The sequence below is a fragment of the Vibrio sp. YT-17 genome, assembly GCF_033337375.1.
GTDB classification, from domain to species: Bacteria; Pseudomonadota; Gammaproteobacteria; order Enterobacterales; family Vibrionaceae; genus Vibrio; species Vibrio alginolyticus.
This window is the reverse complement of the sequence record NZ_JAWOQP010000009.1, coordinates 174,576-196,123: the sequence shown is the minus strand read 5'-3', so window position 1 is coordinate 196,123 and position 21,548 is coordinate 174,576. Positions and strand designations below refer to the sequence as shown.

At 43.6% G+C, this 21,548-nt stretch carries 18 protein-coding genes and 1 tRNA gene; 8 read left to right on the top strand and 11 right to left on the bottom strand.

Features of this window, described 5'->3' with window-relative positions; translation table 11 throughout:
• Window positions 1-81: 81 nt before the first annotated feature.
• Complete coding sequence (locus R7F67_RS11345) at window positions 82-2,043, top strand: DNA topoisomerase III (RefSeq protein ID WP_054577625.1); 1,962 nt, start codon at window positions 82-84, stop codon at window positions 2,041-2,043.
• Between the two features lie 50 nt (window positions 2,044-2,093).
• Here the strand turns inward: R7F67_RS11345 and R7F67_RS11340 are convergent, their stop codons facing one another.
• Window positions 2,094-2,300 (bottom strand): hypothetical protein, encoded by a 207-nt coding sequence (locus tag R7F67_RS11340; RefSeq protein ID WP_005380717.1) that lies wholly within the window; start codon window positions 2,298-2,300, stop codon window positions 2,094-2,096.
• A gap of 183 nt (window positions 2,301-2,483) precedes the next feature.
• A complete protein-coding gene (locus tag R7F67_RS11335) occupies window positions 2,484-3,173 on the bottom strand; it encodes an SDR family oxidoreductase (RefSeq protein WP_318057188.1) in 690 nt (229 codons plus the stop codon).
• A gap of 271 nt (window positions 3,174-3,444) precedes the next feature.
• Here R7F67_RS11335 and R7F67_RS11330 point away from each other — a divergent pair, with 271 nt between their 5' ends.
• Window positions 3,445-4,368, top strand: a complete 924-nt coding sequence (locus R7F67_RS11330) for a histone deacetylase (RefSeq protein ID WP_053304185.1) — start codon at window positions 3,445-3,447, stop codon at window positions 4,366-4,368.
• Between the two features lie 194 nt (window positions 4,369-4,562).
• On the opposite strand, the gene R7F67_RS11325 is transcribed toward R7F67_RS11330, so the two are convergent.
• The 3 genes from R7F67_RS11325 to R7F67_RS11315 all read right to left on the bottom strand — a co-directional run bounded on the left by R7F67_RS11325 (window position 4,563) and on the right by R7F67_RS11315 (window position 6,868).
• Window positions 4,563-4,653, bottom strand: a tRNA-Ser gene (locus R7F67_RS11325).
• Window positions 4,654-4,809: 156 nt separating this feature from the next.
• Window positions 4,810-6,618 (bottom strand): DUF3413 domain-containing protein, encoded by a 1,809-nt coding sequence (locus R7F67_RS11320; RefSeq protein ID WP_005380721.1) that lies wholly within the window; start codon window positions 6,616-6,618, stop codon window positions 4,810-4,812.
• A gap of 22 nt (window positions 6,619-6,640) precedes the next feature.
• On the bottom strand, window positions 6,641-6,868 hold the full coding sequence (locus tag R7F67_RS11315; RefSeq protein WP_005380722.1) for a YejL family protein: 228 nt from the start codon (window positions 6,866-6,868) through the stop codon (window positions 6,641-6,643).
• A gap of 85 nt (window positions 6,869-6,953) precedes the next feature.
• On the opposite strand from R7F67_RS11315, the gene yejK reads away from it, so the two are divergent.
• From yejK to R7F67_RS11300, 3 genes are all read left to right on the top strand, one after another.
• Window positions 6,954-7,952 (top strand): nucleoid-associated protein YejK, encoded by a 999-nt coding sequence (gene yejK, locus R7F67_RS11310; protein ID WP_005380723.1) that lies wholly within the window; start codon window positions 6,954-6,956, stop codon window positions 7,950-7,952.
• Window positions 7,953-8,034: 82 nt separating this feature from the next.
• Complete coding sequence (locus R7F67_RS11305) at window positions 8,035-9,363, top strand: Hpt domain-containing protein (protein WP_080996147.1); 1,329 nt, start codon at window positions 8,035-8,037, stop codon at window positions 9,361-9,363.
• A 104-nt stretch (window positions 9,364-9,467) separates the two neighbouring features.
• Entirely contained in the window at window positions 9,468-10,631 is a 1,164-nt protein-coding gene (locus R7F67_RS11300) for a chemotaxis protein (protein WP_253657328.1), read from the top strand.
• A gap of 90 nt (window positions 10,632-10,721) precedes the next feature.
• On the opposite strand, the gene nhaC is transcribed toward R7F67_RS11300, so the two are convergent.
• Window positions 10,722-12,155 carry a Na+/H+ antiporter NhaC gene (gene nhaC / locus R7F67_RS11295; RefSeq protein WP_005380726.1) on the bottom strand — a complete coding sequence of 478 codons (1,434 nt, stop codon included), beginning with the start codon at window positions 12,153-12,155 and terminating at the stop codon, window positions 10,722-10,724.
• Between the two features lie 431 nt (window positions 12,156-12,586).
• On the opposite strand from nhaC, the gene asd reads away from it, so the two are divergent.
• Window positions 12,587-13,702: an aspartate-semialdehyde dehydrogenase gene (gene asd, locus R7F67_RS11290; protein WP_005380727.1), complete on the top strand. Its 1,116-nt coding sequence runs from the start codon at window positions 12,587-12,589 to the stop codon at window positions 13,700-13,702.
• A gap of 57 nt (window positions 13,703-13,759) precedes the next feature.
• Here the strand turns inward: asd and R7F67_RS11285 are convergent, their stop codons facing one another.
• Together R7F67_RS11285 and R7F67_RS11280 are read right to left on the bottom strand one after the other, a co-directional pair.
• Window positions 13,760-14,623, bottom strand: coding sequence for an ion transporter (locus R7F67_RS11285; RefSeq protein ID WP_005380728.1), 864 nt, complete (start codon window positions 14,621-14,623; stop codon window positions 13,760-13,762).
• A gap of 35 nt (window positions 14,624-14,658) precedes the next feature.
• Complete coding sequence (locus tag R7F67_RS11280; protein WP_005380729.1) at window positions 14,659-15,297, bottom strand: YchE family NAAT transporter; 639 nt, start codon at window positions 15,295-15,297, stop codon at window positions 14,659-14,661.
• Window positions 15,298-15,947: 650 nt separating this feature from the next.
• Here R7F67_RS11280 and adhE point away from each other — a divergent pair.
• Window positions 15,948-18,650, top strand: a complete 2,703-nt coding sequence (gene adhE / locus R7F67_RS11275; RefSeq protein WP_005380731.1) for a bifunctional acetaldehyde-CoA/alcohol dehydrogenase — start codon at window positions 15,948-15,950, stop codon at window positions 18,648-18,650.
• A gap of 143 nt (window positions 18,651-18,793) precedes the next feature.
• Here the strand turns inward: adhE and R7F67_RS11270 are convergent, their stop codons facing one another.
• From R7F67_RS11270 to sodB, 3 genes are all read right to left on the bottom strand, one after another.
• Window positions 18,794-19,537, bottom strand: coding sequence for an SDR family oxidoreductase (locus R7F67_RS11270; protein ID WP_005380732.1), 744 nt, complete (start codon window positions 19,535-19,537; stop codon window positions 18,794-18,796).
• A 134-nt stretch (window positions 19,538-19,671) separates the two neighbouring features.
• Window positions 19,672-20,175, bottom strand: a complete 504-nt coding sequence (locus tag R7F67_RS11265; RefSeq protein WP_033907342.1) for a VC2046/SO_2500 family protein — start codon at window positions 20,173-20,175, stop codon at window positions 19,672-19,674.
• Window positions 20,176-20,329: 154 nt separating this feature from the next.
• Window positions 20,330-20,914: a superoxide dismutase [Fe] gene (sodB, locus tag R7F67_RS11260; RefSeq protein WP_005396533.1), complete on the bottom strand. Its 585-nt coding sequence runs from the start codon at window positions 20,912-20,914 to the stop codon at window positions 20,330-20,332.
• A gap of 285 nt (window positions 20,915-21,199) precedes the next feature.
• On the opposite strand from sodB, the gene R7F67_RS11255 reads away from it, so the two are divergent.
• Entirely contained in the window at window positions 21,200-21,535 is a 336-nt protein-coding gene (locus R7F67_RS11255; RefSeq protein WP_017635833.1) for a Grx4 family monothiol glutaredoxin, read from the top strand.
• The last annotated feature ends 13 nt before the right edge of the window (window positions 21,536-21,548 follow it).

Sequence of the window (21,548 nt, the reverse complement as noted above, 5' to 3'; positions counted from 1 at the left end):
TGTTTATTTATACAGTTTTTCTTGATTTATTAGGGCTACATTCGATAATGTGGCCCTAATTATATTTATTTCCAAAACGTTATGTCTCGTCTGTTTATTGCTGAAAAACCAAGTTTAGGCCGTGCGATTGCCGCTGCACTGCCAAACCCTCAAAAGAAAGATCAAGGATTCATCCGCTGTGGGAACGGGGATATCGTTACTTGGTGTATCGGCCACTTACTCGAACAAGTCGAACCCGACGCTTACGATGAGCGTTATAAAAAGTGGAATATGGCAGATTTACCAATTGTTCCGCAGCAATGGCAGCTCAGACCGAGGAAAAGTGCAAGTAAGCAATTAACAGTGATTCGTAAATTGCTCAAAGAAGCTAACGAAGTCATTCATGCAGGAGACCCAGATCGAGAGGGTCAGCTGTTAGTTGATGAAGTTCTCGACTATTGCAAGTTATCTAAAACCAAGAAGGAATCTACACAGCGTTTGTTGATTTCCGACTTAAACTTACCTGCGGTTAAACGTGCTCTCAGTTCTATGCGCAGTAATCGCGAGTTTATCCCACTTTCAGTTTCAGCATTGGCCCGCTCTCGGGCTGATTGGCTGTATGGTATGAACATGTCTCGTGCTTATACCTTGCTTGGTCAAAAAGCAGGGTATCAAGGTGTTCTCTCGGTAGGGCGAGTGCAAACGCCAGTTCTTGGCTTAGTGGTGCGTCGTGATGAAGAAATCGAAAACTTTGTCCCGAAGGACTATTTTACCCTACATGCTCTGATCCCATATCAAGATGCCAATGGTACTTTTGATATTCGTGCTCGTTGGAAGCCAAGTGAGGCATGCAAGCCTTGGCAGGACGAAGAAGGTCGAGTATTAAACCGTAAGTTGGTAGAAAATGTTGCAAACCGTATTGCAAATCAACCCGCAAAAGTGACAGAGTCGGAACAAAAGCAAACCAAGCAATCAGCACCATTACCTTATTCGTTATCTGCTTTACAGATCGATGCCGCGAAGCGCTATGGTATGAGTGCGCAACAAGTACTAGATACTTGTCAGGCATTGTATGAAAAGCACAAGCTGATCACTTACCCGCGTTCAGATTGTCGCTATTTGCCGATGGAACACTACTCACAAGCAGGGACGGTGACAACTGCTATTGCGAATAACGCAAAAGAGTTGCAAGTTGCCGTTCAGGGAGCAGACTTAACATTAAAGTCCAAAGCCTGGAACGATAAAAAAGTGGATGCACACCATGCGATTATCCCTACACCGAAGCAAGCTAATGTGAATGCGCTTTCCGGCAATGAGATGAAAGTGTATCAATTGATTGCGCGCCAGTACCTCATGCAGTTCTATCCGGCGGCGGTTTACGCAGAAGCGAAATTGGTTTTCGATATCGCTGGTGGTACGTTTGTCGCGAAAGGTCGTCAGTTAGTTTCGCCGGGTTGGAAAGCGCTAATGGGCAAAACTGACAAGGAAGATGAAGGTATTGATGCCGTGCCACCGCTACCCGAAGGCACCGTGTTAACTTGTCGTGAAGGGGAAATAAAAGACCGAAAAACCGAGCCACCAAAGCATTTTACCGAGGCATCGCTGTTGCAAGCGATGACCGGGATCGCCCGTTATGTTGCGGATAAAGAACTGAAAAAAATCCTTCGTGACACTGATGGGCTAGGCACGGAAGCGACTCGCGCTGGTATTTTGGACACGCTGTTCAAACGCCAACTGCTTACGCGTCAAGGTAAGTCAATTCTCAGTTCTCCTGCGGGAAGAGGTCTCATTCATGCCTTGCCAGAAGATTCAACATACCCTGATATGACGGCTCATTGGGAGCACCAGTTACAAGGTATGGCAGAGAGAAATCAAGCATATCAGCCGTTCATGCAAGCACTGGAACAACGCATTGATAGCTTGATGGCACAAGTAAAAGCAGGGCCTATCCCTGATTCATTACGTCATCTACCCAAGGTGGAACGTCCTGCGTTTAAACGTAAAAAGCGCAGTTATTCAAAGAATGGTGGCGCGACTAAATCTCGTTCAACCAAAGGTAAGTAGGCATAGGACAAGCGCGGCGTAATTAAACACCGCGCATGCTTGAAAATAGATTACTCGAACAGGTCACCGTGGTTTTGGATCGCGCCTCTTACTTCACCTTGAGTTAACACGCGTTTGTCCAGTACCTCTTTCACCTGGTTGCCCAAGTCAACTAATGTATCTCGATTCGCTTGAGTTTGGCGTTTACCAGCACTTCTCAAGCAGTAATTTAGTTCGTGCTCTTCGCTAAAATTAACCAAATCCCTATCTGCTGCCATCGAGCTTTCTCCTTATTTGTTCTACTTTTTCCTAAGTCTGGATTGGATGTAGATAAATTCAAGTTAGATTGCGCGAATTATGCTGGTGGATCACTGATGAACATTATGTTTGCCAACCAAGTCACGATTATGAAGCCTGGCTTTGATGGTATTTGGTTTAGTGATGGTTGTGTCTTAATGCTGCTACCAAGGTAACTCAGTACCATCGTAGTTAATAAATCGACCTGAAAGCTGCGGTGTGCTCAGTTCTATCACGTTCGCTAGGCCTTGCGCGGAGGTTTGCGTATCTATCAAAGCATTTGGCCCGCCCATCGCCGTTTTTACCCAACCAGGGTGAAGCGCCAAAACAGTAAACCCTTCAGGTGTTAAATCATTACTTAAGCTTTTAACAACCGAGTTAAGCGCCGCTTTCGATGAGCGATAAATATAGCCGCCGCCGGACGTATTTTCGGTCATACTGCCGACTTTTGATGAGATACAAGCAATCTTTTTCATCTTGCCTTGTTGTAAGCGAGGGTAACAGTACTCAACCAGTTTTAACGGAGCAATGGTGTTTACTTCGAAGGCTTTACGCCATGCTTCTACGTCAGTATTTCCAAAGCCATATCCCTTGGGGCCGTAATATCCTGCATTATTGATGAGTAAGTCGATGGCAGGGAGTTTATCGGCAAGCTTAGCGACTTGTTCGTAGTGCGTGACATCCAGTTCGTGCAAAACCAGATTACTGAATTGTGAGGCTAGAGTTTGTAGTTCTGAACTGTTCTCTAAGGAACGGCTAGTAGCATGTACTTGGTGGCCTTGCTTCAGGTACAGCTCAGTTAAGCTAAGGCCAATGCCGCGATTTGCTCCGGTAATAAAGACGGTTTGACTCATACAAACACCTATGTTTTTTTGATTTCAGTTGAAAGTCATTGTGTTAGCTAAGCACAATAAAATCAACCAACCACCACGCACCAACAACAAGAGATGAAAATAGGGACAGAGCACAAAGAGAGCCAAACAGTGCGCCGAGAATAGCAAAGAAAGTAGAATTCATATGTATATTAAATTTAATTGATATTGAAAATCATTATCAATTAAATTGCGTTTTATTCAACCCTTTAAGTTGATACTATTTCGTTACCATTGTTATTAAGAATTTCTCATGCTGCCATTTATCTACCACCCGATTTATTCTCAACTTGAGTTGCCAGAGGGGCATCGTTACCCAATTATGAAATACCAGTACCTCTATGAATCGGTATTGGTGCATATAGAGAAAGATAACTGGAAAGAGCACGCGCAGTTTTTCCAGCCCGAAGCATTAACTGTTGGGGAAGTAAAACGTGTTCATGACGAGGAATACGTCGAGTTACTTGTTAGTGGAAACATGCCAGCTGCGAAGATGCGCCGAATAGGTTTTCCTTGGAGTGAGTCTCTCATTACCAGAACGCTAACTTCAGCAGCGGGCACGGCTCTGACCGCAAAAAAGGCACTTGAGTACGGTGTGGCCATTCATTTGAGTGGTGGGTATCACCACGCACACAAAGAGTTTGGCAGTGGTTTTTGTTTATTTAATGACTTAGTGATCGCGGCCAGGCAAGCGCTCGAAGTCGAGCATGTCGATAAAGTATTGATCATTGATAGTGATGTTCACCATGGGGATGGAACAGCAACTTTATGTGACGATGAGCCAGATATCATCACGCTTTCTTTCCACTGTGATAAAAACTTCCCAGCGAGGAAGCCTCAGTCTGACCTCGATGTGCCTTTGGTGCGAGGGACAGGTGATGAGGATTTTTTAATGGCGTTTAAAGAAGTGGTCGATATGGCACTTAATCTTCATCGCCCTGATTTAGTTATCTACGATGCTGGTGTCGATATACATCAAGACGATGAGCTTGGATATTTTGATGTGTCGACTCAAGGGATTTTAGAACGTGATAGATTTTTAATGCAAACAGTGAAATCTCGAGGTATCCCTGTCGCAGCTGTCGTTGGAGGTGGATATCGAACGAATCATGCTGACCTCGTCCCAATCCATTTGCAGCTTATCAATGCCGCTAAAGAAGTCTTTATTGATGAGTAGATACAACTAGATGTAAATATCAAATTGATTCAACACTGGAACGAACGAAAAGGGCATTAATTTTTTGTGGGTTCTTTCGGAGTGTGGCGGAGTGCTTAGTTGCGTTCAAGAAGTGGTAAGTGATTTGTACAAATCTTTTTAAGTCTGGAGATGCGAAAAAGCCCGCTAATTTCTTAGCGGGCTTTTTCTAAAAGTGGCGGAGAGATAGGGATTTGAACCCTAGATACGCTATTAACGTATGCCGGTTTTCAAGACCGGTGCTTTCAACCACTCAGCCATCTCTCCGTTGTTGAGGCGCATAATATAAGGCTTTGAAAATGTTGTAAACCCCTAGTTGAACTGATTGGATGTTTACTGCGCAAATTTGTGGTTTGTGTTGTTTAAATAAACAAAAACTCCCCAAAAAGGGGGGAGTTTGAATAGTATATGGATTGCTAGGTATTAATCGTTTTTAGAATAAAAACGCTGTAACTCAGTTAAACCTTGCATCAAAACTGGCAACTTAGGTGCATCATCTCGAAGTCGTTTGTAGTTTTTGTCATACAGCTTGTAGTTGCCAAACTTATCGATCACTGTGGTTTGCGAGCTAGTAATTAAGGCAAGCTCGCGAGTATCGCCCGCCAAGATCCAGCGACGACGACTTTCATCGAATAGGTTGCGACCACTACTGTAATCATATGGGTTGGAAGATACGCCGAGCATATCTTGCAATAGTGTAACCGAGAGGTCCAGGTGGCTTGTGCTGTGATTAAATTCGCCAGCCAGCATTCCAGGCCAATGGATCACCATCGGAACTTGTAATTGATAACGGCTGTAGTTGCTGTTTGCTCCCCAGCTGTTCGTATTGGTTTCGTTAAATTCACTACCGTGATTAGAAGTGATGATTACGATGGTGTTTGTCAGTTGTCCCGTCGTTTCTAGTTCATCAATAATACCGGCGATAGTTCTATCCGCCGACTTCACTGCATATTCATAAGCTTTTTTGAATCGCTCACTTGCGGGCATTTCTTCGTCATTATTTGAAGGAATCGATTCAAAATTATCAACGGTGGTGACTTCGATGTAACTAAACCATGGCTGACTTGCTTTCTCTGCTAACCATGTATTCCAGTTTGCGATAGATTGTTTATCGGTATGAGCTTGCGTGCCATCTAGGTCTTCCGCTAAGTTCAAGTCGCGGAAAATAATTTCTGAGTAGAGATCATCTTCAAACCCACTGCCACTGAATAAACCAAAGTTGTAGCCCTGATCTTTCAGTACATCGAGCAATACTGGGGAAGCACCTTGCGCCTTGATGCTTGATGCATAACTGGTCGGTAAGCCATAGAACAAACCAAAGGCCCCGTATGTATCATTACTTGAGCTGTAATGATTACGGAAGTTCTGATTGTTTTCAGCAAACTCATAGAGGTTAGGCATCTCTTCTTGGTTCAGCGCATCCGCTCGTAAATTGTTTATGCTTATCATCAACACATTGAGCTTATTAACTCGGCGGTTAAACTCAAGCTTTTCAAGAGGGTAGTTGACTAACTCTACGTTGCCTTCGTTTTCTGCTAAACGTTTTAGGTATTCCTCACGGTCAAGTAGACCATGTTTTTCCATAAAACTCTTCGCTGTCATCGGGTAAGACAACGGGAAGTTTGAACGCTGGCTAGTAATTGGGTTGTAAAAATACGCATCTGCCCAAATGTAAACCAAATGGCTGGTCATAAAGCTGAGGAAAAAGACGGCCGCGAGAGGGCGTCCTACGTGCTTATGAGATAGTTTGCGCTGTTTTCGCCATACCCATTCGGATAGTGCGAGTTGAATAAGGAAGATCAGCGGCATCACAACAAATAAATGTTGTAGGTCAGTGCTGAGTGCACTTTTGTCTTCGCTGAATAGTAACTCCCAGACAACGGGAGTTAAGTGCAAATTGATCGACTGATACGCTTGGGTATCAATTAATAATATGGTTTGCCCAACGGTTGCGAAAATCACTGCCACCAAACGGAACAATTTCCGCGATGGCAGGATAAACGTCAACGGGAATAGAACAAGCAAGTAAAGTGCGAAAACTAGAAAGCCAAAGTGACCAACCCAAGAAACCGCCAGATAAAACTGACCAAGTAACGTCTCGGGCCAAGGAGACTGAACAATGTAGCGTGTGCCTATCAACATCGATGCAACGATATTGAAGAATGCAAACCAGTGACCCCAACCAACTAGTCGAGATACACGTTCGCCGTATGAGTTTCCGCTGTCTACCATGTATGTGTTCTATTGTCCGTGATTAGTGTGTTTTTGGTGTTTCTAAAGAAGACATCAGCGCCTGAGCAAATTTTTCAGCAATCGCTTTGCGTTGTGAAGCAGCAACACGTTGATTTAAGACATTGGTTGCGATATTTCCGGCAATCATTAGCGTCAACTCAGGAGAAGCAGCATGTTTTTCAAGAACTGTTGCTACTTCAGCAAGAATTTTTTCTACTTGCTCGTCAGTATATTTAGATGTAATCGGCATAAAGACTCTAATAATGATAGTAAAAGCGGCTTATGATAACCTACAATGCCCATCAACTAAAACCTTGTAGCAAGATAAAATCACTATGAGTCTTCATCTTTCAAACGTTATTCTGCATCAACTGTGCAAAAACGATCAGGACGAGCTGGTTGTAAACTTTCGTCCAGCATCATTAGAGAACGATGCATCTACAGAAAACTTAGTCGCTGAGCTTCACCGAGTATTCCATTCTAAAGCTGGTAAAGGTTTTGGCGCTTTCCAGTCAGACAGCGAATTTCAATTTTGGCTTCAAGAAATGCGCAAAGGAGAGCGAGATTTTTACGACTTCTCACAAATTAGTGCAAATCGCTTGAAAGAAGAGTTGATTAAGTACCCATTTGCGGATGAAGGTATCTTGGTTTTCGCTGAGTATCAGAGTTTAGCAACGGACTACTTGTTCATCGGTATCTTACCAATGAATCAAAGTTTAAAAGTGACCGAAGGTTTGGACATCAGTGCGACAGATTACTTAGATATCACCAAAATGGATATTGCCGCACGCATCGACCTGTCGAGCTACGAGACCGACAAGGAATCCAATCGTTATCTGCAATACATTAAAGGACGCGTTGGCCGTAAAGTGGCGGACTTCTTCCTAGATTTTCTGCAAGCGGATATTGGCTTAGATACTAAACAACAAAACTTAGTGTTGATGCAGGCGGTGGATGATTTTTGTGCTGACTCGAAGCTAGAAAAGCAAGAAGTGAACGAGTACAAGAAACAAGTTTACGACTACTGCAATGAGCAAATTAAATCCGGTGATGAAGTTCAAATCTCAGAACTTTCCGGAGAGCTTCCTCAAAGCCAAGATGGCACGAGCTTTATGGATTTCACCAAAGAGCAAGGGTACGAACTTGAAGAGTCTTTCCCAGGTGATCGTGCGACGGTTCGCAAACTGACTAAATTTGTTGGAGCTGGTGGTGGTTTGAATATTAGCTTCGATAGTCTCTTACTTGGCGAGCGTATTTTTTATGATCCAGAGACGGATACCTTAACGATTAAAGGGACGCCTCCAAATCTAAAAGATCAGTTAAGTCGCAATTAAAATCATATCGTTAAATAAAGAGAGCAAACGGCTCTCTTTTTTTATGTGAATAAGAAACATCCATAGTATATGCTTGTAATTAATGGAGATATGCGAGGGGCAAGTGTTGCTGAAGCTAAAAGAAGGAATACGGCGGTTTGTTTGGTTCTGGTTCGTTTTGTGGTGTGTTTTAGCACTTGGCATTTGGCTGCAAGCCAAACAAACGATTCAAACGATTTCGACTGTAAATGAGTTAGGAAGTAAAGTTGAAGAAGTCAGGCACTTTTTTAACTTCGATCTGCCTTACCGTGTTAAACACGTCGACCAAATTTCACTGAAACTTCAGTTGGCTTATGCAGTTCGCTTACAGCTTGAAAGTGAGTTTTCTGAAGGGAAAATCACACCAGACATCACTCAATTACTTTATACGACCGACCGATTTTTAGAAAGTGCTCGAGCTTTTGTAAGAAGTGACAGTGAATTGGTTTCGTTAGCAGAACAGTTACGAAGCAGCCGTGCTCGAACAGAAAACTCTGAGCAAATTCAGGCAATGTACTATCGCTTAGGTGCGCTTGTTTTTGAGTCTGTCTTTAGTGACTCTGCAACGAATAGCGATACTTACCGTGACTTAGACCGACTTTTTATTGAATCAGAGACGCTCTCTCCCGAAGAGCGAAGTGCTCTTCAGCGCCAGCTTGCTCAAACCTCAAGCGCACTATCTGCTCAGGCACAGGGCAGTTATTTATCCAATCACCTGCTTAATCCAGATTTCCCGAACCAGTTAACTTCGATAAATGATCAGTTGGAACAGAAGCTAATGACTTTTATTGTTTGGTTGTCTGTAATCAGTGGTTTGCTCCTTTTCCTCATTTCATGGGGAGCCTTCTCCCCAAAAACGATTCAACCGATACCACTACCCAGAACCGATGATAAAAAGTCAGAGCAAGTTGGCGATGATGAAAATGGAGCTAACGCTGTTCCCTCAGCTCAGTCAGAAAATTTTCAAAACGTCCAAATGAACGAAGAAAGTTGTAATGAGGTGAATTCATCACAAGTGGAAGTAGTGGAACGTGAGCCGTACATAGATATCAATAAAATGTTAGATTCTCTGTCTGGTGACGAGGGCGCTGTGCGGATGTTACTGGAGGTCTTTATTCAGGATCACTCTGGCGATGGCACTAAAATGTATCAGCTGTTAGAAGAGGATAAAGAGCAAGCGCAAAGAGCCGCACACAGTCTTAAAGGGGTCTCAGGGAGTTTAGGTGCAATGCCATTGCACTGTATTTCGGGTGATATTGAACTGTTGATTAAACAAGGGCAAAAAGTGCCGGAAGAGAAGTTGGCATGTTTAGATGATGTCCTAAAACAAACCATACTTTTTGCTAATAATGTTCTCAATAGTGAAAAGATAACAGAAGCGCTAACAGATTGATATTGCTCTGACTTAATGTCATAAGAGTTGAGGTAATAAAGGCTCGAACTATATGACTTAGTTCGCTTTATTCCTGTTCTATACAATTTGTTAAAGGTGTTTTCATGTCCGTTCGCCGAATGTCTTCAATGATGTTGATAGGGCTGGTTATGATGCTTTCAGGGTGCTCCCTGCTCGAAGTCAAGATCGAGAGTCAAACCGTCCCTCTTACCAAACAAGAGCTCAATATGCGTCTTTTGACTCGTGAGTATGCGCAGCAGTTTTTTGCTCAGGTTGAGCAAGCAGCAGACGCACTACACGAACAATATGAGCCTCATGATAAAGTTCATCAATCTTATATTTTACTTTGGAAGATAAATGCTGAAGAAGGCATCCAAGCTTCTGCATACCAAGTGTCCCCAATGGCTGCACTGATTGATACATGGACTTTCACGTTACAAATGGAACAGTTCTTTACTACCGCTTCTGGTAATGAGCTCTTTGCGTCTGATGAGGCTAAGTTAGTTTCCGTTTATTTAGCGAAAGAGGTAGATAAACTGGCTCAATCTTTATTGAAGAAAGAAGCATACATCAAGACAAAAACGTTTGTTGCAGAGTTCGCCAAGCAGCATCCATTCGCTGATTTAAGCATGATTAGGACTCCGGCTTACCGTAGGTGGTTAGATGCAAACCAAATTAGCGAAGAGGAAGCCGTTACAACGCTAGGCACGATGCCAGAAGCACTCGGGGATGTCTCTGATCGTCTAAGTCTGGTATCAGAGCAGACACCAAAAATTATGACGTGGAAAGCGCAGTTGTTGGCCTTGAATAGCTCTGCCAGTATCGAAAAAGTCAATGCGGCGCTCAATAGTTTGCAAGTTACCGCTGATTCGATGAGGGATTTTATCGATAACAACCCAGAGTACATGCGTTATTTGGCAGAACAAATGGCGCTGGAGTTACAACCTTTGGTTGACGATATCGATCAAAGGACGGAGGCGCGTTTATCTCAGTTGGGTGAAGAACGCCAAGCTATAGAGCTGATGGTTGCCAGAGAGCGCCAAGAAATCGCACAGATCATTACCCATGAGCGCGAGAAGTTTGCTCAAGATATGGATCGAGTGTCGCAAGAGGTTGTGAATCTCGCAATGACTAAGCTGATTGAACTTGTCAAAAGTACCATCATCTACTTTATTCTGTTCATTGCCGTTATATTCTTTGCACCGCTTGGATTGGGCTATTGGTTTGGGAAGCGTGCAGCCGTGAAAACGCCAGTCAAACAAAGCTAACGATTTGTTTTGGAAATAAAAAAAGAGCGCTTTAAAGCGCTCTTTTTTAGTATTGAATTCGGAAGGGAGGTTCTTCCTATCTCTGCGAAGTTAAGCGGTTTGCTGCTTTAATTCGCCTTCAGCTTCTTCAACTGCTTCTGCTGTTGGTTCGCACTTATCAACAAACCAACCCATGTAAGAAGTGAATATCGTTACGATGATACATACAAAACTCAGCCACATGAACGGGGCATAAGACAGTGTAGCAACACCCAAAATACTGGCCATGTAGATACCGTTGTCACTCCAAGGGACCATACCTGAGGTTAGCGTGCCGCCAAATTCTGCGTTACGAGACAAATTCTTACGTTTGTAGCCTAGACGGTCATAGTTCTTCGCACAGATTTTTGGGGTCAGAATAAGTGAAACGTACATCGCTGAACCAAATACGTTGCCCATAAAGGCCGTACCAATTGTGCTTGTTGCCAATGAACCTGCACTTTGAACGCGTTTTTCAAACAGCTTCGCGATAGTCTCTAGCACGCCTACTTTATCTAGTAGACCGCCAAAACCAAGGCCGAATACGATAACCGCTACCGACCCAAGCATTGAAGACATGCCGCCACGGTTAAGGATTGAGTCAATGAAATCTACGCCAGATGAGATTGCAAACGGAGCCCAAGCCGTGTTGAACGCGGTTAAGAAATCGACATCTTGGATCATCACTGCCCAAATAATACCTAGCAGAGAACCAAAACTGATCACTGGGAATGAAGGCATACGCATCGCTAGAAGTGACAATACGATGATCACAGGAACAAATGAGTAAGGGGTGATGTAGAACTGCTGTTCCATCGCTTTAATGACAGAGTCTACCTGGCTCATGTCAACTTGACCTGCGTAGTGGAAGCCAAATGCAGTAAACATAATGCCTGTAATAATGTAGCTAATGAGTGCTATCGGCAACATGCCTTTAATATGTTCCATCACTTCAACGTTAGACATAGATGAAGCAAGGATTACTGAATCCGATAGAGGCGACATTTTGTCACCAAAGTAACAGCCTGAAAGTACGGCACCTGCAGTGATTGGCGCAGGAACACCAAGACCTTGACCGATACCCATCATTGCAATACCTGCCGTGCCAGCCGCACCCCAAGATGTGCCAGTCGCTAGCGCAGTCAATGAACAGATGATCATGGTCGCGAGCAAAAAGATGGAAGGGTGGATTGCTTTAAGGCCGTAGTAAATAATGGTTGGAACAATACCACCAGAGATCCAAGTACCTACAAGCGCGCCAACGGCCAAAAGGATTAAAACGGCTCCAAGTCCATTGGAAATGCCATTTAGTGCTGCTTTTTCCAGATCTTTATACTGATGGCCAAGCTTTATGCCCAATATCATGACAATGAACCAACCGATGTATAGCGCTAGCTGAATCGGTAGGTCTAGCTTGGCTGTGAACGAAAATGCCAGCAGGAGAAATAAACCGAGCGAGATAAATACCTGTATCAAGCTTGGTAGGCGTGGTGTAACTTGCTTCATATGTGCCTCTGTCAATCTTGGAGCAATAGAGGAAGGCGCTCCTTGTTGTAATCGCGCATAACATACATTAACAAAAATTATATTTCGAACATTTGGTGTTTTATCTTGATGTTCGTCGGTAAAAACGTTTGCTTGTGAAATTAACTGTTAGTTTGTTTTAACTTTTTTGGTTTTTAATGTTGTGTAATGTGAAATTATTGTGCTTCATGTGTTATTTTCTCATTGAGTGGTAAGACCAATTAGGGGGCTAAAGTGCTTTCCCTACTTGAAAAATGGTTAAAACCGCAAACCAAACACTAAAAAATCTCGTGTAACCCGGTTTTTCAGAGGAAAAGGTTAAAAAACGCGCTTATTTACAAAATAGGGGTTGAGATTTTGCTGTGAAAAATTAACTATGGGGTAGGTTTTTTAATACATGGAGAGTTAATACGATGAGAGTTGGTTTAGTTGGTTGGCGCGGTATGGTTGGTTCAGTCCTTATGCAGCGTATGGTTGAAGAGAAAGACTTCGACCTAATCGAACCAGTATTCTACAGTACTTCTCAAGTTGGTATTCCTGCTCCTAACTTAGGAAAAGACGCAGGCTTACTGCAAGACGCGTATGATATTGAAAGCTTAAAACAGCTTGATGCGGTAATCACCTGTCAAGGTGGTAGCTACACAGAAAAAGTTTTCCCTGCACTTCGTCAGGCTGGTTGGAAAGGCTACTGGATTGATGCGGCCTCTACGCTACGTATGGCTGAAGATTCGATCATCACACTTGATCCAGTGAACTTAAAGCAAATCCAACAAGGCATCCACGGTGGCACGAACACATTTGTCGGTGGTAACTGTACGGTTAGTTTAATGCTAATGGGGCTAGGTGGTCTATTTGAGAAAGGCCTTGTTGAGTGGACAAGCGCAATGACTTACCAAGCCGCATCTGGCGCTGGTGCGCAAAATATGCGTGAATTGATCTCGCAAATGGGCGTTATCAATGACTCTGTTAGCTCTGAACTTGCAAACCCATCAAGCTCTATCCTAGATATTGATAAGAAAGTCGCGGATACAATGCGCAGCGGCTCTTTCCCTACCGATAAATTCGGTGTGCCACTAGCTGGTTCGTTGATCCCATGGATCGATGTGAAGCGCGATAATGGTCAGAGTAAAGAAGAGTGGAAAGCGGGCGCCGAGGCGAATAAAATTTTGGGTTCTCAAAGTTCACCTGTCCCAATTGACGGTACCTGTGTGCGTATTGGCGCGATGCGTTGTCACTCTCAAGCACTTACTATCAAGCTTAAACAAAATGTACCAATGGACGAAATCGAAGAAATCATCGCCACTCATAACGATTGGGTGAAAGTGATTCCTAACGACCGTGACATCACTGCTCAAGAGCTAACACCAGCAAAAGTTACGGGCACAATGTCTGTACCAGTGGGTCGTTTACGTAAGATGGCAATGGGTGATGATTTCCTAAATGCTTTCACTGTTGGTGACCAACTGCTTTGGGGTGCTGCGGAGCCATTGCGTCGTACTCTGCGAATTATTCTGTCTGAGAAAGCATAATCACATCAATCCTTTATTTGATGACAAAATAAAAGAGCTCCTTAGGGAGCTCTTTTTTCATGCGTCGTCTTCCGTTCGAACGACTCTTTTGTCTGGATCGGCTAGTTCACTACCACAATGTTTACAGTAAATTGCGTCAGAGTCGTGCCCTGCGTGGGAGCAGTTTGGGCATTTCACCAATACTTTGTGCGATTGCATCTCTTGGTGCAGTTCGGCAGTGAAAATACCTGTAGGTACCGCCAAAATGGAATAACCCAGTAACATGGTGAGTGATGCAAGCCCTTTACCTAGGTCTGTTTGAGGGACCAAGTCACCATACCCAACCGTTGTGATGGTCACGATCGCCCAATAAATACTTTTAGGAATGCTAGTAAATCCGTTTTCAGGTCCTTCAATGATAAAAATCAATGAGCCGAAAATCGTTACCATAATGGCGACGGAGCTAAAGAAGATAAAAATCTTTCTGCGCGCCATAAGCAGTGAACGTAAGAGGATATTGGACTCTTGGAGGTATCGGACTAACTTGAGTATGCGGAATATTCGCATCACTCGCAGCGCCCTGATCACACCCATAAACGAAGCCGATGGGAAGAAGAGTGCTAAATAAGTGGGCAAAATCGCAAGTAAATCGACGACACCATAAAAACTCTTTGCGTAGGCGGCAGGTTTAGGAGAGCAATAAAGCCTTAGAAGGTATTCAATCGTGAATAGGCCAGTAAATGTGTATTCAATAAACTTCAGCTCTTTTTCCCACTCGGCCCGAACGGAGGGTATCGAATCTAACACCAGTACGATTAACGAACTGATGATCGCGATAATGAGAGCAATATCGAACGTTTTACCAGCTTTGGTATGAGTACCAAAAATGGTGACATATAGAGTATGTTTAAGAGAGTCAGTCGTCATGACAAAGCGATCCATTGTTGAATCGCTCTATCATACAATTTTATAGAAACTCAGGCTAATCCTGGAAATAAGTTGCGTAAGCCATTCGCAATGAACTCTATGCCAAGCGCGCCCAATATCAAACCCATGATACGAGTAATGACGTTGATTCCAGTTTGACCTAAAAATCGTACGATCAATGGGGCAGAACGGAATAATAGCCATGAACAAAGGCAGAACAAACCAATCGTAATACTAATGCCCACGGTATCGAACATGCTTGGGTAGCGTGCACCATAAACAATAGTCGAACTGATTGCACCAGGACCTGCCATTAAAGGCATTGCAAGAGGGACCACACCAATCTGTTCACGACTGACGTATTCCGTTTTCTCTTGTTTGTTCTGCTTATCTTCCCCCAGTTTACCGCTCATCATCGAGAATGCGATGCTAAGTAATAGCAACCCGCCAGCGACACGAAACGAATCCAGAGAAATACTGAACATGTCTAACAGTAACTGACCAGCAAAAAGCGAAATGATCAGGATGATCGCAACAGCCACATTTGCTGTTGTTGCCGTATTGCGCTTTTCGTCTGGTGTCATATGCCCGGTTAGTGACACAAACACAGGCATGATACCAACAGGGTTTACTGCGGCGACCAAACCGAGAAAAAACTGCAAGAAGATAGCAAGTTCAAAAGTTTGCATGTTGCGTACTCATCAAAGTTCACATTAGTGAAAAGGAGAAGGGGTAATTTGGGCGTAATGTAAGGCAAAAGTTAGGTTGTAAGAAATGAAAAAAACTAACGCATTCCCTGCCATTTAAGTGAGAAAAACTAATTCTTTAATAAACTGTATCTAATCTGGAAAGGAAATGTTACGTATAAAGTTGCTGATAAATTGCACTGTTTTACATAAACGTTAACATTCGCACATTTTTGATAAAAACCAAGGTGGTTTGTAGAGAGATGTATTCGGTTCGATATACTCTCAGTAGCACAAAGAATTGGGCCTACATGTAATTTTGTTGGTCAAAAATGAAACTTTTTTACAGGTTGTTGTAGTTTCTTTTATTTATTTGTCCATTTGCTTCTTTTTTACTCAATAAAAAATGAAAGTTAATTTATTTGTTTATCAGTGATTTATGTCATTTTGGTGTGATGAGGCACCACTTTGGTAGTATTTAGGTGGTGAGAACTGATCCAAGTCAATTTTTTTCACACTCTGAAATATTATACTCAGTCCTGAAAGCAATTTACTAAGACGTTTGTTTTCTAAGTGACTGATAAACAGTAAAAACGATAAGTAATAGCCTTAGTAAAAAGTTTTTAATATTTGTTAATTTTAGGAGATTCCCTATGCCTGTAACTAATATGGCTGAACTAGATGCAATGGTTGCTCGCGTTAAGAAAGCGCAAGAAGAGTTCGCTACTTACTCTCAAGAGCAAGTAGATAAAATCTTTCGTGCAGCATCGCTTGCAGCTAACCAGGCCCGTATCCCGCTAGCTCAACAAGCGGTAGAAGAATCTGGTATGGGTATTGTTGAAGATAAAGTAATCAAGAACCACTTCGCTTCTGAGTTTATCTACAACAAATACAAAGACGAACAAACGTGTGGCATCTTAGAAGAGGATGACAACCTAGGTACTATGACTATCGCTGAGCCTGTAGGCATCATCTGCGGTATCGTACCAACGACTAACCCAACTTCTACAGCGATCTTCAAATCTCTAATCTCTTTGAAGACTCGTAACGGTATCATCTTCTCACCACACCCACGTGCGAAAAACTCAACTAACGATGCAGCTAAACTCGTTCTAGATGCAGCAGTAGCAGCAGGCGCACCAAAAGACATCATCGGTTGGATCGACCAGCCTTCTGTTGAGCTTTCAAACGCTCTAATGAAACACGATGACATCGCGCTTATCCTTGCAACTGGTGGTCCAGGCATGGTTAAAGCCGCTTACTCTTCTGGTAAGCCAGCAATCGGTGTAGGTGCAGGTAACGTTCCTGTTGTTATCGATGAAACAGCAGACATCAAACGTGCTGTTGCTTCTATCCTTATGTCCAAGACTTTCGACAACGGTGTAGTATGTGCTTCTGAGCAGGCTGCAATCGTAGTTGATGAAGTATACGACGAAGTGAAAGAGCGTTTTGCTTCTCACAAAGCTTATGTCCTAAGCAAAGCAGAAGCTGATAAAGTTCGTAAAGTGCTTCTTATCGATGGTGCGCTAAACGCCAAAATCGTAGGTCAGCCAGCAGCAGCAATCGCTGAAATGGCAGGCGTTAAAGTTCCAGCAGACACTAAAGTTCTTGTTGGTGAAGGTCTGGGCAAAGTATCTCACGATGACGCATTCGCTCACGAGAAACTATCTCCAACTCTAGGTCTATTCCGTGCTGACAACTTCGAAGACGCGGTTGCTCAAGCGGTAACTATGGTTGAGATTGGTGGTATCGGCCACACATCTGGTCTTTACACTAACCAAGATACTAACGCTGACCGTATCCGTTACTTCGGTGACAAGATGAAGACAGCTCGTATCCTAATCAACATCCCGACTACTCACGGTGGTATCGGTGACTTGTACAACTTCAACGTTGCGCCATCTCTAACGCTAGGTTGTGGTTCTTGGGGTGGTAACTCTATCTCTGAGAACGTAGGTCCTAAACACCTAATCAACAAGAAAACTGTAGCGAAGCGAGCTGAAAACATGTTGTGGCATAAACTACCTAAGTCAATCTACTTCCGTCGTGGTAGCCTTCCAATCGCACTGGGCGACCTAGAAGGTAAGAAACGTGCATTCCTAGTAACTGACCGTTTCCTATTCAACAACGGTTATGCAGATGACGTAGTAAGCCTACTGAAAGCTCAAGGCATGGAAGTTCAAACATTCTTCGATGTTGAAGCTGACCCAACACTGTCTGTAGTAGAAAAAGGTGCGGCTCAAATGGCTAGCTACCAACCTGACGTTATCCTAGCGCTAGGCGGTGGTTCACCAATGGATGCAGCGAAAATCATGTGGGTAATGTACGAACACCCAGAAACTCACTTTGAAGAACTAGCAATGCGCTTTATGGACATCCGTAAACGTATCTACAAGTTCCCTAAAATGGGTAAAAAAGCTGAGCTTGTATGTATCACTACAACTTCAGGTACTGGCTCAGAAGTTACTCCATTCGCGGTTGTTACTGACGACAAGACTGGTGCGAAATACCCACTAGCTGACTACGAAATCACGCCAAACATGGCAATCGTTGATGCGAACCTAGTAATGAACATGCCTAAGTCTCTAACAGCATTTGGTGGTTACGATGCAGTAACTCACGCTCTAGAAGCTTACGTATCAGTTCTTGCTAACGAATACTCAGATGGCCAAGCTCTTCAAGCACTTAAGATGCTAAAAGAGTACCTACCATCAAGCTATGCGAACGGTGCAAATGACCCAATCGCTCGTGAGAAAGTACACAACGCAGCTACTATCGCTGGTGTTGCATTTGCGAACGCATTCCTAGGTGTTTGTCACTCAATGGCTCACAAACTGGGTGCTGAGTTCCACTTGCCACACGGCCTAGCTAACGCACTACTTATCTCTAACGTGGTACGTTACAACGCGAACGACAATCCAACTAAACAAACTGCGTTCTCTCAATACGACCGTCCACAAGCACGTCGTCGTTACGCTGAAGTTGCTGACCACCTAGGCCTAAGCCAAGAAGGTGACCGTACTGCTCAGAAGATTGAACGTCTACTAGCATGGTTGGATGAACTAAAAGTTAACCTAGACATCCCAATGTCTATCCAAGCGGCAGGTGTTGCTGAATCAGATTTCGTAGCGAAACTGGATGAGCTAGCGGTAGAAGCGTTCGATGACCAATGTACTGGTGCGAACCCACGTTACCCTCTAATCAGCGAACTTAAAGATGTGTTGATGGCTTCTTACTACGGTAAAGCATTTGTTGAAGGCGAAACTTTCGAAGGTACAACTGTTATCAAGAAGAAAGCAGACCAAGAAGCAGCAAAAGCAGCACCTAAAGCAAAGAAAGAAAAAGCTGACGCGTAATTAAAAAATCGAGTGAGCAAGGTTTTCGCTAGCACGGAACCTTAATCGGGAAAAGGTTAAAGCCCCAGTCAAATGACTGGGGCTTTTTTTATTTTGGTGCAGGAGTTACATCTGGCTTGGGAAAACAGAGTTGCTGTGTATGCTTACACTTCGGTCGCAACTACTCGGCCACTGAAGTATTCATTCGCGACGATGTATGCTGTGTTGCGGACTAGTTCGTCTTGGATCTCAGCCCAGTGCCTCTCGTTGAGCTCTTCTTTTGTATGATTTACCGAGGGAATAACGCCGCCCACTCGAATGTTGAATGGTGTGAGTTCTTTTGCCCAGCTGTGAGTAAAACCTGACACCAACGCCGCCATGCTTTCAACTCCCGTAAAGTCTTCATGGTTGTCATGAGAAATGACGTTAACAATGACGCCTTTCTTGTTTCTGGCTCGAAAGCGCTCTGCTCCTACTTGGCCGTAGGTATAAAGGAAGCGTGCCGCAGACGACAAGTGATCAATGTAAGTACTCATTGGTTCTGGCGCCATTAAGCCAGGCATAGGGGAGCTGGTCCAGCAATTAACAATCACATCTGGTGTCGCACGTAGCTGTGATTCTATCTGGTCAAACAATAAGTTAATGGACGTTGTGTTATCACTACACACATTCATCGCATACACTTTGTCAGTGAAAGCGCTGATTTGCTCATAGCTCGCTCTCAAAGCGCTAGAATTTTGGTCACAAAGAATCAACGTTGCTCCAAGATGAGCAAAGTGATTTGCACAGGTTCTTCCTATAACCGAACCTGCAGACGTGACGAGAATAATTGATTCTTTGATATCCATAGCACCTTCACTGTATCCATATGTGAAAAACAATACACCAGTGGTTTGTGCTAATAGCATGGTTGAAATTCGTTGGGTTCAGTGTGAAAGGCTTCAAACTAACGCTTTCGAGTGAGGACTATTGTGCGGTAATTTGTAAGACGTCACATTTCTGACGTGTAGGTATTGCAAGCTATTGGATAAAAAGCGGATCTCTATGCTTTAGCTTGAATTTGATGCTGACGTTGAGCCGTCACTAGCTGATTATATAGCCCAGCATCTGGGATCAGTTGTTTGTTGCGTTCGCCCAATCTGCGTCGCTCATGACCAGATAGGTTGTGATAAACCTCCTCTGGTAGGTTGAATGTGTCTTCTGGCAGGTAAGTCAGCGCATCTGGTTTTAGGTAATGGCTCAGCTTTGCGGAAGGCAATCCTGCATCGTGAAACTGTTTCGCTTGTTCAGCTGCGAGTTCATAGCTGCTGCTATCAGAACGAAGAGCTTGAGGTTGCGATAAACCCAATTGTTGGCGAAGAATACTGTCACTGGTGATGACTTCCTGGACCTCTTCAACTGGGACCACATCGCGAACATCATTAGAGAACATAGACAGAATCAGCGAGAAATCCGCACGACGACCTTCGTGTACGGCATGGTTAATACCATTACCGAACTGAAGTTCGTTGATAATTGCAGCTTTGTCTAACGTATGAATTTGCATGATGTTCCTCGCTCGATGCTCTTTTAACGGCGTGGATAAGAAAAACTTTAGTAAAAGAGGGAATTATTTAAAGGTGCTAGGGAAGGCGAAACAAAAAAGCCCGCTAAATAGCGAGCTTTTGAATAAGACTAAATTGAACTTAGGGGGAAGTATATTACTTCGCTAGGTTCTCAGCTACGAAGTCCCAGTTTACTAGAGCCCAGAAGCCGTTCATGTAATCAGGACGTACGTTGCGGTAATCGATGTAGTACGCGTGTTCCCATAGGTCAACAGTTAGAAGTGGTGTTGTACCTTCTTCTGTTAGAGGAGTAGCAGCGTTAGAAGTGTTAACGATCTCTAGAGAGCCGTCAGCTTTCTTAACCAGCCAAGTCCATGAAGAACCGAAGTTGTTGATTGCTGAATCAGTAAACTTCGCTTTGAATTCTTCAAAAGAACCGAATGCTGCGTTGATTGCGTCTGCAACTGCGCCAGTTGGCTCGCCGCCCGCATTTGGAGCAAGACAGTGCCAGTAGAACGTGTGGTTCCAGATTTGCGCTGCGTTGTTGAATACGCCACCAGTAGAAGTCTTGATGATCTCTTCTAGAGTTTTGCCTTCGAACTCAGTACCAGGGATAAGACCGTTAAGCTTAACAACGTAAGTGTTGTGGTGCTTACCGTGGTGGTAGTCTAAAGTCTCTGCTGAGATGTGTGGTTCTAGTGCGTCTTTCGCGTAAGGAAGAGCTGGTAGTTCAAATGCCATTACTCGATTCTCCATTGATTTGAAAGGATGACCTTTCGATTGCTTCCAGTGTTTTTTTATAGCTATGTCGCCTTTAAGGCTGACTTGGTAAGTATTTTAGCAAGTTTTTACTTTATTAAAACCCCGATATGAAAATATTTTAAGAGGTTAGCAGTGGTGAAGTGCTGCATTGCTCGCCAATGAGCAACCTAAAATTAAGCCTTATTAATTATATGGTTTTTATTCTGTCGTTATTGAGTAGAATGTGGCAAATAAATAAAGTTCAAACCCATGAATGAGGAAGCGATGGAAACTATCGACAAAATCAAACAGCAGATCTCTGAAAACTCAATCCTGCTGTACATGAAAGGATCACCGAAACTACCTAGCTGTGGTTTCTCTTCTCAAGCGTCACAGGCACTAATGGCATGTGGTGAGAAGTTCGCTTACGTAGACATTCTGCAAAACCCAGATATCCGTGCTGAGTTACCAAAGTACGCGCAATGGCCAACTTTCCCTCAACTATGGGTTGAAGGTGAGCTTATCGGCGGTTGTGACATTATTCTAGAAATGTTCCAAAAAGGTGAACTGCAGCCTCTAATCAAAGAAGCAGCAGCGCGCGCTGAAGATCAAGCTGAGTAATTCGTAAATACTC

Coding starts and splice junctions, on each gene's coding strand:
- R7F67_RS11315 (WP_005380722.1), bottom strand. CDS start 6,868: ATGCCGATTACATCTAAATATACTGACGAGCAAGTAGAAAAAATTCTT.
- R7F67_RS11340 (WP_005380717.1), bottom strand. CDS start 2,300: ATGGCAGCAGATAGGGATTTGGTTAATTTTAGCGAAGAGCACGAACTA.
- R7F67_RS11300 (WP_253657328.1), top strand. CDS start 9,468: ATGTCCGTTCGCCGAATGTCTTCAATGATGTTGATAGGGCTGGTTATG.
- R7F67_RS11335 (WP_318057188.1), bottom strand. CDS start 3,173: ATGAGTCAAACCGTCTTTATTACCGGAGCAAATCGCGGCATTGGCCTT.
- R7F67_RS11265 (WP_033907342.1), bottom strand. CDS start 20,175: ATGCAAATTCATACGTTAGACAAAGCTGCAATTATCAACGAACTTCAG.
- R7F67_RS11280 (WP_005380729.1), bottom strand. CDS start 15,297: ATGCAAACTTTTGAACTTGCTATCTTCTTGCAGTTTTTTCTCGGTTTG.
- R7F67_RS11330 (WP_053304185.1), top strand. CDS start 3,445: ATGCTGCCATTTATCTACCACCCGATTTATTCTCAACTTGAGTTGCCA.
- R7F67_RS11270 (WP_005380732.1), bottom strand. CDS start 19,537: ATGCTATTAGCACAAACCACTGGTGTATTGTTTTTCACATATGGATAC.
- R7F67_RS11305 (WP_080996147.1), top strand. CDS start 8,035: ATGGAGATATGCGAGGGGCAAGTGTTGCTGAAGCTAAAAGAAGGAATA.
- R7F67_RS11320 (WP_005380721.1), bottom strand. CDS start 6,618: ATGGTAGACAGCGGAAACTCATACGGCGAACGTGTATCTCGACTAGTT.
- yejK (WP_005380723.1), top strand. CDS start 6,954: ATGAGTCTTCATCTTTCAAACGTTATTCTGCATCAACTGTGCAAAAAC.
- R7F67_RS11285 (WP_005380728.1), bottom strand. CDS start 14,623: ATGGATCGCTTTGTCATGACGACTGACTCTCTTAAACATACTCTATAT.
- adhE (WP_005380731.1), top strand. CDS start 15,948: ATGCCTGTAACTAATATGGCTGAACTAGATGCAATGGTTGCTCGCGTT.
- asd (WP_005380727.1), top strand. CDS start 12,587: ATGAGAGTTGGTTTAGTTGGTTGGCGCGGTATGGTTGGTTCAGTCCTT.
- sodB (WP_005396533.1), bottom strand. CDS start 20,914: ATGGCATTTGAACTACCAGCTCTTCCTTACGCGAAAGACGCACTAGAA.
- nhaC (WP_005380726.1), bottom strand. CDS start 12,155: ATGAAGCAAGTTACACCACGCCTACCAAGCTTGATACAGGTATTTATC.
- R7F67_RS11345 (WP_054577625.1), top strand. CDS start 82: ATGTCTCGTCTGTTTATTGCTGAAAAACCAAGTTTAGGCCGTGCGATT.
- R7F67_RS11255 (WP_017635833.1), top strand. CDS start 21,200: ATGGAAACTATCGACAAAATCAAACAGCAGATCTCTGAAAACTCAATC.